Genomic DNA, 14,578 nt, shown 5'->3' with positions numbered 1-14,578 from the left:
CCCGGAGTCAGGACCTCAGCCCCGTCGACCCACCATCAGGGACGCCGCGCGCCCGGCAGGGGGCTCCCACCGGACCGTGTCGCGGTTCGTGCGGGGCGAGGCAGCCCGGGAGCATCACCTCTGCCGTGTGGCGCGAGTCCGCCGCGTCCGTGCCGCGCGAGGGCCCTGTCCGTCCAGCGGCGGATATTCTCTGGCGTGGTGTGAGGGAAACACGCAGACTCGTCCCGTGTCTGACATGGGTACGTTCCGGGAGACGGTCACGGCGTGGGCGGCCGGCGATCTCGGCGACTCGGGTGACTCCGCGCGCGAGCTGGCCCGACGGCTGTCCGTGCGCACCGCCGTCCTGCTCGAAGGGCCGAGCGACGTCGCAGCTGTCGAGGCACTGGCCGCGGCCCGTGACCGGGACCTGGCGGCCGAAGGGGTCTGCGTCCTGGCGATGGGCGGCGCGATGAGCATCGGCCGCTACACCCAGCTCCTCGGACCCCCCGGTCTGGGCCTCGGCCTCACGGGGCTGTGCGACGAGAACGAACGGGGCTACTTCGTCCGCGGCCTGGAACGAGCAGGCGTGGAGCAGCACAAATTCTTCGTCTGCTCGGCGGATCTGGAGGACGAACTCATCCGCACCCTGGGCACGACGCGGGTGCGGGAACTCGTCGAGGAGGAGGGCGATCTGCGCCCCCTGCAGACCTTCCTGAACCAGCCGGCGCAGCGGGGCCGCACACCTCAGCAGCAGATGCGGCGCTTCTTCGGCACGAAGAAGGGGCGCAAGATCCGCTACGGTCACGTCCTCGTCGAGGCCCTCGATCCGCACCGTGTGCCCGCACCGCTCGACGGCCTTCTCGCCTCCCTCTGACCTCCGGGCGACGGATGCGGTGTACGCGTCCCGGCCACGGATGGTCGGCACCGCACTCCGAGCGCACCCTGCGGCCGGCGGAGCGAACTCTCCCGGGGAAAAGCTCACTTGACGCGCGTCTTGATCGATCAGACGGCGTTCGTTCGATCAGGGTCGACCAAACCGTTGAGCCGTTCGATCACCTCTGATGGAAACCTGCACTGCCCGAAGCGATCAGGAACTCATCGCCCCTGGAGACCTCGTGTCCGCCGACGGCCGCAGGACCCGGCGTTCACGTGCGGGTCGGACCGCGTCACGACATCGGCTCGACCCTCGATCTTCACCTCTGTGCGTTTCCTTTCGAATGGCGCGATCCATTGTTCGTTTCGATCGAACGTGCTAGAAACGTGTCGCTCTTGAGCAACCCGTTCGCCGCACACACGTGAAACGAAACGCTCGAGGGACCCACCGTTGATCCCCTGGGCTCGGAGGCACCATGACGTCCTCGCTTTCCCGTCGCATGTTCGTGCAGATCTCGGGCGCCGCCACCGCCGTCGGCCTCGCCGGAACGATCGGCACGAGCGCTAGCGCAGCCGAAGGATCCCCGCCGGCCGCCGACTTCGCGGCGCTGCGCGCCACATGGCGGACGCTGCTTCTCGGCAAGGACTTCAAGCCGACGGCCGAACCATTCGGCACCAAGCTGGCCGCCCTGGGCGCCCAGGCCTCCGCCCACGCGGAACGGATGGCCCCGACCGACGACTCCCTGTTCCCCGACGCGGTGTGGGCGGATCCGGATCCCGACCTCGACACGGAGTCGTACGCCTTCTCCTCCACGATCCAGACCACCTTCCAGCGGCTGTACGCCATGGCCGAGGCCTGGGCCCAGCCGGGCACGGGCATCACCCAGGACCCCGCCGTCGCCGCGAAGATCGTGGCGGGGCTGGACCACGTGTACGCACGGATCTACAACGAGGGGCAGGCGAGGTACGGCAACTGGTACAACTGGCAGATCGGCGGTCCTCAGGCGCTGCTGGACACGGCCCTCCTGGTCCGCGACGAGCTCTCCGCCGATCAGGTCGCCGCCTATTGCCGGGCCGTCGACGCCTTCGTCCCCGACAGCGCCGTCGCCTCGTACACGGGCACGTCCACCGGGGCCAATCGCATCGACCTGTGCCGGGTGCTGGCGATCCGCGGCATCCTGGGTGAGGACGCGGACAAGGTGGCGCTCGCGGCGAGTGCCCTCGCTCCGGTCTTCCCGTACGTCACCGGCGGGGACGGCCTCTACGCCGACGGTTCGGTGATCCAGCACACCTACGTGCCGTACACCGGCTCCTACGGCGCCGTCCTGCTCGACGGGCTGAGCAAACTGCTGGCCCTGCTGGGCGGATCCGCGTGGGAGATCACGGACCCCGGCCGTCAGATCATCTTCGACGCCGTGGAAGCGGCCTACGCCCCCTTCGTGCACAACGGGCTGTTCATGGACGGGGTCTCCGGCCGGGCCATAGCCCGCGGGCTGGAGCCCGGCAACGCCTCCGGCCAGAACGACGACCAGCTCCGCGGCCACGCGGTGATGGCCTCCGTGGTCGCCCTCGGCCAGGCGGCGAGTGCCGAGGAGAACCGGCGCTGGCGCGGCCTCGTGCGGGGGTGGATCCAGCGCGGCTCGTACCGCTCGCCGGTCACCGACCCCATGCTGTCGGTCGCCAAACTGTCCCTGCTCAACAGCGTTCTGGACGACAGCGCGGTCACCCCGCTGGCACAGCCGGACAGCAGCCTGGTCTTCCCCGCCATGGACCGTGCCGTCCACCGCAGGTCCGACTGGGTGGCCTCGGTCTCGATGGCCTCGCGTCGGATCACCTACTACGAGAACGGCAACGGGGAGAACCTTCGCGGCTGGCACACCGGGTCCGGAATGCTCTACTGGTGGGGCGGTGACTTCGCCAACGACCAGTACTCGGACCGGTTCTGGCCGACGGTCGACCCCTACAGGCTCCCCGGCACCACCACGTCGTCCAAGCGCCTGGCCGACGGCGAGGGCGGAATCTGGGGAGCCGCACGCCCCGACGTGGACTTCGTCGGCGGCACGGGCGACGGCACGTACGCCGTGCTCGGCCAGCAGTTGAAGGGGCTGTCCTCCAGTCTGGAGGGCCTCAAGTCCTGGTTCTTCACCGACGACGCGATCATCTGCCTCGGATCCGGCATCAGCGCCACCGACGGAGCTGCCGTCGAGACCGTCGTGGAGAACCGGCACCTCGGCGCGGACGGCACCAACACCCTCACCGTCGACGGCCGCAGGCAGCCGACGACGCTCCCCTGGTCAGGGACGGCGTCCCGTGCCGGCTGGGCGCACATCGCCGGGCACGGCGGCTACGTCTTCCCCGGCCGGGTCACCCTGAACGCGCTGCGGGAGGAGCGCACCGGCACCTGGCGCGACATCAACAGCGCAGCCGGGTCGACGGCGGCGATCCGGAGCCGGTACACCACCCTCTGGCTCGACCACGGCACCGCTCCGGTCGGCGAGGGCTACGCCTACGTCCTCCTGCCGGGGGCGTCCGCATCGTCGACGGCGCGCCGATCCGGCACCCTCGACCGATGGCTGACCGCCACCACCCGCACCGAGGACGTCCACGGTGTCCGGATCCCCGCGCTCGGCGTCACGGCGGCCAACTTCTGGGCGGCGGGCGGCTTCGGACGCCTCGCCTCGAGCGCGCCGGTCTCCGTCCTCGTCAGGGAACGGCGTGACGGCACCGCGGTCATCTGCGTCAGTGACCCGACGCGGCTCCAGCAGGAGGTCACGATCACCTGGGACCGGCCCGTCCGCTCGGTGGTGAGCGGACCCGGTCCGCTGACCGGCTCCTCCACCGGTTCCAGGCTGGAGCTCACCTTCGGCGATCTATCGACGACGGCGGGACGCACTCTGAGGACCGTCGTCCGACTGAGGTAGTGCGAGGGGCTCGGAAGCCAGGCGCAGGAGTGTGTACGTTCCTACCTGATTGTTCGAACAAGAACGTACACATCCGCTCATCGGGCGGCTACACTGCCCGTAGTCCGGCTAGGGAGAGGGAAGTCGAAGCCATGCACGCCGAAGAGAGGCACCAGGCGATACTCCGCAGGCTGCGCGAGCGGGGCACGCTCCGGGTCAGCGACATCGCGGACGAGTTGCGCGTCTCGCCGGTCACCGTGCGCAGAGACATCGAAACCCTCGCGGACCGTGGCCTCGTCGCCCGCGTCCACGGCGGCGCGGTACTGCCGGAGACCCGCGCCGAGACGACCGGTGCCGAGGCACCTGTCCGGGTGACGGCTTCCCGCGGGCCCCTCGCCTTCGGCCTGATCGTGCCCGCCGCCGACTACTACTACCCGGAAGTGATCAAGGGGGCCCAGGAAGCCGCCGGTGAGCGTGGCGTCCGGCTCGTCCTGGGCATTTCCCAGTACAACCCGGACGAGGAGCGCGCCCAGGCGCGTCGCATGCTGTCCGACGGACTCGACGGCCTCCTCGTCGCGACCTGCGACCCCGCGGCCGCCGCGCCCTGGCTGGACGAACTGACGATTCCCCACGTCCTGGTGGAGCGACGGCCGGGTGACGACCTGTCCGACACGGAACGGGTCGTCACCGACCACGTCCACGGCGCCCGGCTCGCGGTGCACCACCTGGCGCGGACGCGCCGGCGGATCGGTCTCCTGGTACGCGACGACAGCCCGCACGGCGGGCCGCTCGTCGAGGGATACCGGAGGGGTCTGGCGGCGGCGGGGCTCGACGCACCCTCGGACGGGCTCTTCCGCATGCCGCCGCCGGCCGGTGACGCGGCCCGCCGCGAGGAAGTCCTCGACGCCTTCGCCGACGCCGCGGCCGGGGGACTCCTGGACGGCGGCCTGATCCACAACGACCACGACGCGATCGTCCTGCTGCAGCGCCTGAGGGCGCGAGGGATCGACGTACCCGGCGACCTCGCCCTCGTCGCCTACGACGACGAGGTCGCTTCGCTCGCCGACATCCCCCTCACCGCCGTCGCACCGCCCAAGCTCGCCGTGGGCGCTTCCGCGGTGGCCCTGCTAGCCGAGCGCCTCGCGGACCCCTCGCGGCCCCGGCACCTCGTGTCGATCCTGCCGGAGTTGCACGTCCGCTCGTCCAGCTGATCCCCGTCCACACGGCATGCCCACCGGAGAAACCCTCATGTTCCGCATATCGCCCGAGGGTTTCTCCCTCGACGGCCGCCCCCTGCGTGTCCTGTCGGGCGCGCTGCACTACTTCCGCGTCCTTCCCGAGCAGTGGCCGCACCGACTGAGGATGCTGCGCGCCATGGGGCTCAACACCGTGGAGACGTACGTCCCGTGGAATCTCCACGAACCACGCCCCGGTGAGTACGACTTCACCGGGATCGCGGATCTGGACCGGTTCCTGCACGCCTCGCGCGAGGCCGGGCTGTACGCCGTCGTCAGGCCCTCGCCGTACATCTGCGCCGAGTGGGAGAACGGGGGCCTGCCCTGGTGGCTGCTCGCCGACCCCGAGGTACGGGCGCTGCGGTGCCAGGATCCCGCCTACCTGGCCCACGTGGAGCGCTGGTTCGACCGGCTGATCCCCCTGGTCGCCGCGCACCAGGTCACCCGGGGCGGGAACGTCCTGATGGTGCAGACGGAGAACGAGTACGGCTCCTACGGCACCGACAGCGGCTACCTGGACCACCTGGCGGAGGCCATGCGGGCGCGCGGGGTGGAGGTGCCGCTGTTCACCTCGGACGGGCCCGACGACTTCTTCCTCACCGGCGGTACCGCCGCGGGGCATCTGGCCACGGTGAACTTCGGCAGCCGCGCCACCGAGGCGTTCGCGGGGCTGAAGCGGCTGCGGCCCGAGGATCCGCTCATGTGCATGGAATTCTGGTGCGGCTGGTTCGACCACTGGGGGGCCGAGCACGTCGTACGGGACCCGAAGGACGCGGCGGACACGCTGGCGGAGATCCTCGGGGCCGGGGCCTCGGTCAATCTCTACATGGCGCACGGCGGAACGAACTTCTCGACCTGGGCGGGCGCCAACACACAGGACCCGGCCACCGGTGAGCGCTACGTACCGACCGTGACCTCGTACGACTACGACGCGCCCATCGACGAGCGGGGGTGCGTGACGGACAAGTTCTTCGCGTTCCGCGACGTACTCGCCCGGTATGCGCAGGAACCCCTGCCCGAGCCGGAGGCTCCCGCTCCCCTGCTGCCCGCCACGACCCTGGAACTCACCCGTTCGGTCGCCCTCCTCGGCCTCCTGGACGCGCTGGCCGACGAGGAGGTGAGTGCGCCCACGCCGCCGTCCTTCGAGGACCTGGGGATCGCCCACGGACTCGTGCTGTACACCTCCGCGATCCCCGGACCGCGCGGGCCCTACCCGTTGTCGGTCCAGGGGCTCGCCGACCGAGCGCACGTCTACGTGGACGGCGAGCCCGTGGGCGTGCTCGAGCGGGGTGGCAACGAATCCGTCGAGGGTGTCCGCGTGAACGGGGAACGTTCTCGGGTGGAGCTCCTGGTGGAGTCGATGGGGCGTGTCAACTACGGGGTCGGGCTCGGGGAACTCAAGGGGGTGCGCCGGGTCCTGCACACCCAGCAGATGCTGCACGGCTGGACCGCGCGTGCCGTGCCTCTGGGCCACGGGACCCCGGACCGGATCCCGTGGGACAGCCCCTCCGTGGCGGCGGAGGGCGGGGCGACGGAGCCAGGGCCCGGTCCCGTGTTCCACCGGGGCTTCCTCGAGGTGACGGAGCCGGGCGACACCTATCTCGCCCTGCCCGGCTGGGGCAAGGGCTACGTGTGGGTCAACGGCTTCTGCCTGGGCCGCTACTGGGAGTCGCGGGGCCCCCAGCGGACGCTGTACGTGCCGTGGCCGCTGCTGCGCGGTGGCCGCAACGAGGTCGTGGTGCTGGAGCTGGACGGCTGTGCGCGTCCGGTCGTGGAGCTGCGCGAGGCCCCAGACCTCGGCTGAGACCGCAGGCGACGGCTCCCCGGGGAAGCCCGGTGGGCCGGCCCCGGGCAGGGCACCGCGCCGGTGTGCCCTGCCCGGGGCACCGTCATGCCCGCGTACGGGCGCCCGAGTCGACAGGTCCGCGCCGGACGTGCCAGGTGCACACAGAGGGACAGAAGAGCGATCGATACCGCTTCTTGATGTTCGTTTGTTCTTTTACTATTGACTCTGATCGCTCATGGCCGAAAGATGTGCGTCAACTCGCCGCCTCCTGTAGGCCTCTCGTAGGAGTACCGCCATGCAGCGCACCACTCGTTCGACCTCCACGGCTCTCGCGGCCGCCGTCGCTTCCCTGGCCCTCCTGGTCACCGCCTGCGGAGGGGAGGACACCGGCGCGGAGAAGGCCGGCTCCGACGGAAAGCCCGTGGAGATCACCTACTGGTCCTGGATGCCCGGCACGGCCGACATGACCGCCGCGTTCAACGAGACGCACCCCGACATCAAGGTCACCCACGCCGAGATCCCCGCGGGGCTCAACGGCGGCTACGACAAGATCGCCAAAGCGGTCAAGGCGGGCAACGCCCCCGACGTCGTCAACCTGGAGTACCAGGCCCTGCCCGACCTCGTGACCCAGGGGCTCCTGCGCGACTCGAGCGCGGAGCTCGGGAAGCCGGTCGAGGAGTACGCCCCCGAATCCGTACGGTCCCTGGTCACCCTGGGGGGCAAGACCTGGGCCGCCCCCTACGACGTGGGCCCGCAGACCTTCTACTACCGCACCGACCTGTTCGAGAAGTACGGCATCGAGGTCCCCACCACCTGGGCCGAGTTCCGGACGGCCGCGGAGAAGGTCAAGTCGGCCTCCGAGGGCGAGGCGAGACTGCTGGACTTCTGGGGCGACGACACCGCGACCTGGGCGGGCCTCGCCCAGCAGGCCGGCGCCCACTGGTACGGCACGAGCGGCGACGCCTGGAAGGTGAACATCGCCGACTCCGCAACCAGGAAGGTCGCCGACTACTGGAAGGACCTGGTCAAGGCCGACCTGGTCCTGAACCACAAGGCGTGGAGCCCGGAGGCGACCAAGGCCGTCACCGACTCCGAGGCGATCGCCCTGATCGGGGCCTCGTGGAGCGCCGGTTCCCTGAAGACCACCTACCCCGGGCAGACGGGCAAGTGGGCCGAGGCCCCGCTGCCCCACTGGGGCACCCCGGCCACCGGATCGGTCGGCGGCTCCGCGTTCGCCGTGACCAAGGACAGCGAAAGGGTCGACGCGGCAGCCGAGTTCATCACCTGGGCCACCACCAGCAAGGAGGCGGTCGAGGCACGTCTGGCACCCGGAACCTCCAGCGGGCTGCCCGCGGACGAGGACCTGCGCACCGCCGCCAAGTCGACCTTCGACGCCTCGTTCTTCGCCGGCCAGGACGTCTACGACGTCGCCGGTGCCCAGGTGCCCCTCATCACGGAGGGATGGACCTGGAGCCCCGTGCACAACTCCACGACGATGACCATGCAGGCGGAGTTCGGCAAGGCCCAGAAGACCGGGGAGTTCTGGCAGGCGTTCCTGGCCGGCCAGAAGGCCGCAGAGAAGGCGATCACCGACCGCGGTCTGAAGCTCGCCAAGTAGCCCCCGACCCCGATGCGCCGGGGCGGGACCCTCGCCCGCCCCGGCGTGTCACCCACCCAAGGAGCCACCGCCGATGACTTCCCGGCTCGGCCGCGGGCAACGCAGCACTCCGGCCCTCTTCGTCGCCCCCTTCTTCATTCTCTTCGTCGCCACACTGATCGTTCCCATCGGATACTCCCTGTGGATGAGCCTGTTCCGCGAACAGGCCACCAGCGGCCTCGGGTTCGCGGGCACGGAAACCCTGTTCGTCGGCGCCCACAACTACCTGCGCGCCCTGGGCGACCCCTCGTTCCACCGCGGCTTCCTGCACATCGCCCTCTACTGCCTGATCTACATCCCCGTGATGGTCGGCGGCGCCCTGGCCCTGGCCCTGCTCGTGGACTCGGCGATGGCCCGGGCGAAGAGGTTCTTCCAGCTGGCGTACTTCCTCCCCCACGCCGTGCCCGGCCTGATCGCGGCGATCATCTGGGGCTTCCTCTACACCCCGGGGCTCAGCCCGGTGATCGACCTGCTGCGGACCCTCGGCGTCGAGTGGGACTTCCTCGGCCCGGACGGTGTGGTCTTCTCCATGGCCAACGCCGCGGCCTGGCAGTGGATCGGCTACAACATGGTGATCTTCTACGCGGCGCTGCAGGCGGTCCCGAAGGAGACCCTGGAGGCCGCCACCGTCGACGGGGCGGGCCAGCTGCGCACGGCCCTGTCCGTGAAGCTGCCGATGATCCGTTCCTCCGTCGTCCTGACCATGCTCTTCACCGCCGTGGGCGCCATCCAGCTCTTCAACGAACCGGAGGTGCTGCGCAGCCGGTCGTCCGCGGTCTCCCAGGACTGGAGCCCGGTCATGTACATCTACCAGGCCGCCTTCACCGAGCACGACTACGGCCTGGCAGCCGCGGCCTCGCTGCTGCTGGCGCTGCTCGGAGCCGGCCTCTCCTTCGTGATCACCAAGCTCGGCAACCGCTGGAAGGAGGCGTGACCATGGCTACCGCGACGCCCCCGCGCACCGTGCCGCCGACCCGGTCCCCGGACCGCGCCGGCACCACCCGGCCGTCCCGGACCTTCACACCGTCCTGGTCGTCGAAGGCCGTCGTCACCACCCTGCTCGGCGTCGTCGCCGTGTACACGCTGATGCCGCTGAGCTGGCTGCTGGTCAACGCGACGAAGGACAACGGCGATCTGTTCGCGAGCCCCGGCTTCGCGCTCGCCGACTTCAGTCTCTGGACGAACCTCGCGGACCTGTTCACCTATCAGGACGGCATCTTCGGCCGCTGGCTCGCCAACAGCCTGGTGTACTCGGTCGTCGGCGCGCTCGCCTCCACCCTCGTCTCACTCCTCGCCGGGTACGCCTTCGCCACCTACCAGTGGTGGGGCAAGGAGAAGCTCTACGGCCTGGTGCTCCTGGGCATCCTCGTCCCGCACACGGTCATCTCCCTGCCGATGTACCTGATGGCGTCCGAGGTGGGCCTCGTCAACTCGTACTGGTCGGTGCTGATCCCCGGCCTGGTGAACCCCTTCGGCGTCTACCTCGCGCGCGTCTTCTCGGAGAGTTACGTGCCCGGCGAGACTCTGGAGGCGGCTCGGATCGACGGTGCGAGTGAGCTGCGCACCTTCCGCTCCGTCGCCCTCCCGATGCTCTCGCCCGCGTTCGTCACGGTGTTCCTCTTCTCCTTCACCGGCAGCTGGAACAACTTCTTCCTGCCTCTGGTGATGCTGAACGACTCGGCGCTCTACCCCGTCGGTCTCGGACTGTTCAACTGGAACGCCACGCTCCCCCAGGAACCGCAGCTCTACTCGTTCGTCATCACCGGTTCGCTGGTGTCCATCGTCCCCCTCGCCGTCGCCTTCGTGGCGTTGCAGCGCTTCTGGCGCTCGGGCCTCACCGCAGGAGCCGTCAAATGACGTCCCGCTCGCACGCTCCTTACCACCGGCCCCGCACGGTGCTCGCCATGGAGCCGTCCGTCCGGGACGCACTGTTCGACCAGGAGTCCCTGGCCCGCCTGGTGACGGTCGCCGACACCGACCCCTCGCTCGTGGTGCACGACTTCGACGATCCGGCCGTGGCGGGCGTGCTCGACGAGGCGGAGGTGCTGCTCACCGGCTGGGGCTGCCCGCCGCTCACGGCCGAGGTGCTGGACCGGCTCCCCCGCCTGCGCACGGTGATCCACGCCGCCGGTTCGGTGAAGCACCACATCACCGACGCCTGCTGGGAGCGGAATCTGACCGTGGCGTCCGCCGCAGGGGCGAACGCGCTGCCTGTCGCGGAGTACACCGTGGCGGCGATCCTCTTCGCCGGCAAGCGGATCCTGGCCGCACAGCGGGAGTACGGCCACCGGCGTGCCCGGACGAACGCGCTCGCCGTCATCGGCACCGGCGGCAACTACGGCCGCACGGTCGGGGTCGTCGGGGCGTCCCGCATCGGGCGGCGGGTGATCGACCTGCTGCGCCCCTTCGACCTGCGCGTGCTCCTGTACGACCCGTACCTCGACGAGGCCGGGGCGGCGGAGCTGGGCGCACGGGCGGTGTCGCTGGACGAACTGGCCGCCTCCAGTGATGTGGTGACCATCCACGCGCCGGAACTGCCGGAGACCCGGAACCTCTTCGACCGCAGGCGCCTCGCCCTGCTGCCCGACGGCGCCACGCTCATCAACACGGCACGGGGTTCGCTGGTGGACACGGTCGCGCTCACCGACGAGCTGGTGTCGGGCCGGCTCCACGCGGTGCTCGACGTGACCGAACCGGAGGTCCTGCCCGCCGACTCACCGCTCTACGACCTTCCCAACGTCCTGCTCACCCCGCACATCGCGGGTTCGCTCGGCAACGAACTGGCCCGGATGACGCACGCCGCGCTCGACGAGCTGGAGAGGTACGGCCACCGCCTGCCCTACGCCGATCCCGTCCGCGGGGAGACGCTGACGCGCACGGCGTGAGGCGGCCGCGCGGGGCCCGCCTCCACCGCCGTGTCCCCGGGGACGGGCCGAGCGACGGCCCCCTGCCCTGAGAACGAGCCTGAGAACGAGCCGGGGAGCGAGCCGGGGAGCGAGCCGGGGAGCGAGCCGGAAGGTGAGTTCGCCCACGCCACGGAACCGGCCCGCCGCCCCGGACCTCCGACCGCCGGCAGGCGCGTGGACCGGGCCGCGGGCGGCGGTCCGGGCCACGCCCCGGCAACGCCGCTCCCCCCGGCCACGAGGTCCGCGTGACGCTCCCGCCCGGTCACGGCGTGTCCGCAGGTGCGGGCGGGTGGGCCTGCTTGTCATCGCCCCCCACCTGGCACTACTGTCGCCACGCCTTGGTGAACGGGAAATCCGGTGTGATGCCGGTGCGGCCCTCGCCACTGTGATCGGGAAGTCCGGCTCCGGCCCTCGCGGGCAGCCACTGGGTCCTTGTGACCCGGGAAGGCGGAGTTCGGGCGGTGTCACCCGTCAGCCAGGAGACCGGCCAAGGCACTTCAACCATCCACGAGGTGCTGGAGAGGGTCTGCTGAGCCATGCACATAGCCGAGGGATTTCTGCCCCCGGCGCACGCGATCGCCTGGGGTGTCGCGTCCGCGCCGTTCGTCGTCCACGGAGTCCGGTCACTCACCCGTGAGGTCCGGGAGAACCCGGAGAGCACACTGCTGCTGGGGGCTTCCGGAGCCTTCACGTTCGTCCTTTCCGCCCTGAAACTCCCTTCCGTGACGGGGAGTTGTTCCCACCCCACGGGTACGGGGCTGGGGGCCATCCTGTTCCGGCCGCCGATCATGGCGGTCCTGGGCACCATCACCCTGCTCTTCCAGGCGCTGCTGCTCGCGCACGGCGGCCTGACCACGCTCGGTGCCAACGTCTTCTCGATGGCGATCGTCGGCCCCTGGGCCGGGTACGCGGTGTACAGGCTGCTGCGCCGCTACGACGTGCCGCTGATGGTCGCGGTCTTCTTCGCCGCGTTCGTCGCCGACCTGTCCACCTACTGCGTCACCAGCGTCCAGCTCGCGCTCGCCTTCCCGGACCCGGGCAGCGGGTTCCTGGGGGCGCTCGGGAAGTTCGGCTCCATCTTCGCGGTCACCCAGATCCCGCTGGCGGTGAGCGAGGGGCTCCTGACCGTGCTGGTGATGCGGCTCCTCGTGCAGTCCAGCAAGGGAGACCTGACCCGGCTCGGCGTGTTCCTCTCCGGCAAGCGGGCCGCGCGCGTGGCGGACGAGAAGACCGAGGCGGTGGCGTGATGAACAAGAACACGAAGATCAATGCCCTTCTGCTGTTCGTCGTCGCCGCCCTGGCGGTCCTCCCGCTGGCACTCGGCCTCGGCGACCACAAGGAGGAGCCCTTCGCCGGCGCCGACGCGCAGGCCGAGACGGCGATCACCGAGATCGACCCCGGCTACGAACCCTGGTTCTCCCCGCTGTACGAACCGCCGTCCGGCGAGATCGAGTCGGCGCTCTTCGCTCTCCAGGCCGCGCTCGGGGCGGGAGTCCTCGCCTACTACTTCGGTCTGCGGCGCGGTCGCCGTCAGGGCGAACTGCGCGCGAAGGCGCCGCAGGACGGCGGGGGCACCCCTGACCGTGCCGGGGAGTCCTCGGCCCGGGGAGCCTGAGCTCACGTGCTGCCGATCGACGCGGCGGCGCACAGCAGTCGCTGGCGCCGCCGCCATCCCGTCGACAAGGCGGTACTCGGACTGGGACTCACGGTGCTGGCGATCTCGCTGCCGCCGTGGCCCGGTGCCGCTCTCGTCCTCGTCACCGCGGTCGTCCTGCTCCTGGGTCCGGCGGGCGTGACGGCCCGCCACCTGTGGCGCGCCTACCGGGTGCCCCTGGGGTTCTGTGTCACCGGGGCGGCCACCCTCCTCGTGCGGGTCGGCGGGGAGGAGGGGTTCGTCGGCCTGGCCGACGGAGGGCCGGTCCGTGCCGGGGAGCTGCTGTTGCGCACCTCGGCGGCCTCACTCGGTGTCCTGCTGTTCGCCTTCACCACACCGATGTCCGACCTGCTGCCCCGCCTGGTCGCGGCGGGGGTCCCCGCGCCGGTGGTGGACGTCGCCCTGGTGACGTACCGCATGAGTTTCCTGCTCCTGGACTCGGTGCGCCGGATCCGGGAGGCGCAGGCGGCCCGGCTCGGGCACACCACCCGGGCCGCCGCCTGGCGGTCCCTGGCCGGGCTCGGTGCCACCGCCTTCATCAGGGCCTTCGACCGCGCGGCGCGGCTCCAGTCGGGACTGGCCGGGCGCGGCTACGACGGCACCCTGCGCGTCCTGGTGCCCGAGGCCCGCGTATCCGCGCGGTTCACCTCCGCGAGCCTCGTCCTGCTCGCGGCTCTCACCGCCCTGACCCTCGTCCTGGAAAGGCGGCTGTCATGACCGATTCCGTACTGCTCGCCCTGCGGGGTGCGTCCTTCGCGTACGAGGACGGCCCTGCCGTGCTCAGCGGCCTCGACTTCGAGGCGCACGAAGGGCGTGCGCTCGCCCTGCTCGGAAGGAACGGCAGCGGGAAGACCACGCTGATGCGCCTCCTGAGCGGCGGACTACGCCCGAAGTCAGGGCAGTTGAGCGTCGAGGGCGACCCGGTCGCCTACAACCGCGCAGGGCTGACCCGGCTGCGCACCACGGTCCAGCTGGTGGTGCAGGACCCGGACGACCAGCTGTTCGCCGCGTCCGTCTCCCAGGACGTGTCGTTCGGGCCGCTGAATCTGGGCCTGCCCGACGCGGAGGTACGGGTCCGGGTCGACGAGGCGCTCACCGCTCTCGACATCACGGGACTGGCCGACCGGCCCACCCACCTCCTCTCCTACGGGCAGCGCAAGCGGACCGCCATCGCGGGCGCGGTCGCGATGCGGCCCCGTGTGCTGATCCTCGACGAGCCGACCGCGGGGCTCGATCCGGACGGTCAGGAACGGCTGCTCGACACGCTCGGCACCCTGCGCGCCGGCGGCACGACCGTCGTGATGGCCACCCACGACGTCGATCTGGCCCTGCGGTGGGCCGACGACGTCGCGCTCCTCACCCCGGCCGGTGTCCGCGCCGGGCCGGCGTCCACCACGCTGGCCCGGACGGATCTCCTGCGGGAGGCGGGTCTTCGGCTGCCGTGGGGCGTCGTGACCTCCCGGCTGCTGCGTGAGCACGGCCTGCTGGAGGCGACCGCCCGGGGCCCCCGCACCCCGGAGGAGCTCGCGGCGGACTTCCTTCCGCCGGCCGTCGCCTGACAGGCCGTGGCCGACGGCCGACGGCAGGG

General features: G+C 70.9%; 12 protein-coding genes and 1 riboswitch. All 12 genes read left to right on the top strand.

Features of this window, described 5'->3' with window-relative positions; all coding sequences use genetic code 11:
* Positions 1-226 precede the first annotated feature (226 nt).
* The 12 genes from B9S57_RS21260 to B9S57_RS21205 all read left to right on the top strand — a co-directional run bounded on the left by B9S57_RS21260 (position 227) and on the right by B9S57_RS21205 (position 14,549).
* Positions 227-853 (top strand): TOPRIM nucleotidyl transferase/hydrolase domain-containing protein, encoded by a 627-nt coding sequence (locus B9S57_RS21260; RefSeq protein ID WP_103517155.1) that lies wholly within the window; start codon positions 227-229, stop codon positions 851-853.
* Between the two features lie 475 nt (positions 854-1,328).
* Positions 1,329-3,773, top strand: a complete 2,445-nt coding sequence (locus B9S57_RS21255) for a polysaccharide lyase 8 family protein (protein WP_103517154.1) — start codon at positions 1,329-1,331, stop codon at positions 3,771-3,773.
* 131 nt (positions 3,774-3,904) lie between these two features.
* Positions 3,905-4,963: a LacI family DNA-binding transcriptional regulator gene (locus B9S57_RS21250; protein WP_103517153.1), complete on the top strand. Its 1,059-nt coding sequence runs from the start codon at positions 3,905-3,907 to the stop codon at positions 4,961-4,963.
* Between the two features lie 37 nt (positions 4,964-5,000).
* Positions 5,001-6,791, top strand: coding sequence for a beta-galactosidase (locus B9S57_RS21245; RefSeq protein WP_103517152.1), 1,791 nt, complete (start codon positions 5,001-5,003; stop codon positions 6,789-6,791).
* Between the two features lie 277 nt (positions 6,792-7,068).
* Positions 7,069-8,391 (top strand): ABC transporter substrate-binding protein, encoded by a 1,323-nt coding sequence (locus B9S57_RS21240; RefSeq protein ID WP_103517151.1) that lies wholly within the window; start codon positions 7,069-7,071, stop codon positions 8,389-8,391.
* Between the two features lie 73 nt (positions 8,392-8,464).
* Positions 8,465-9,364 (top strand): carbohydrate ABC transporter permease, encoded by a 900-nt coding sequence (locus B9S57_RS21235; RefSeq protein ID WP_103517150.1) that lies wholly within the window; start codon positions 8,465-8,467, stop codon positions 9,362-9,364.
* A gap of 2 nt (positions 9,365-9,366) precedes the next feature.
* A complete protein-coding gene (locus tag B9S57_RS21230; protein WP_103517149.1) occupies positions 9,367-10,287 on the top strand; it encodes a carbohydrate ABC transporter permease in 921 nt (306 codons plus the stop codon).
* Positions 10,284-11,315, top strand: a complete 1,032-nt coding sequence (locus tag B9S57_RS21225; protein ID WP_103517148.1) for a hydroxyacid dehydrogenase — start codon at positions 10,284-10,286, stop codon at positions 11,313-11,315. The genes B9S57_RS21230 and B9S57_RS21225 overlap by 4 nt, the downstream gene beginning before the upstream one ends.
* Before the next feature lie 321 nt (positions 11,316-11,636).
* Positions 11,637-11,843, top strand: a riboswitch (cobalamin riboswitch).
* A gap of 29 nt (positions 11,844-11,872) precedes the next feature.
* Positions 11,873-12,583 (top strand): energy-coupling factor ABC transporter permease, encoded by a 711-nt coding sequence (locus B9S57_RS21220; RefSeq protein WP_103517147.1) that lies wholly within the window; start codon positions 11,873-11,875, stop codon positions 12,581-12,583.
* Positions 12,583-12,951, top strand: a complete 369-nt coding sequence (locus tag B9S57_RS21215) for an energy-coupling factor ABC transporter substrate-binding protein (protein WP_103517146.1) — start codon at positions 12,583-12,585, stop codon at positions 12,949-12,951. The genes B9S57_RS21220 and B9S57_RS21215 overlap by 1 nt, the downstream gene beginning before the upstream one ends.
* Before the next feature lie 6 nt (positions 12,952-12,957).
* Complete coding sequence (gene cbiQ, locus B9S57_RS21210; RefSeq protein ID WP_103517145.1) at positions 12,958-13,707, top strand: cobalt ECF transporter T component CbiQ; 750 nt, start codon at positions 12,958-12,960, stop codon at positions 13,705-13,707.
* Positions 13,704-14,549 carry an energy-coupling factor ABC transporter ATP-binding protein gene (locus tag B9S57_RS21205; RefSeq protein WP_103517144.1) on the top strand — a complete coding sequence of 282 codons (846 nt, stop codon included), beginning with the start codon at positions 13,704-13,706 and terminating at the stop codon, positions 14,547-14,549. The genes cbiQ and B9S57_RS21205 overlap by 4 nt, the downstream gene beginning before the upstream one ends.
* Positions 14,550-14,578 lie beyond the last annotated feature (29 nt).

Origin of the sequence: Streptomyces sp. SM10 (assembly GCF_002910915.1) — a bacterium.
Taxonomy (GTDB): domain Bacteria; phylum Actinomycetota; class Actinomycetes; order Streptomycetales; family Streptomycetaceae; genus Streptomyces.
Note: the sequence above shows the minus strand (reverse complement) of the source record. Positions and strands in the feature narration are given on the sequence as shown.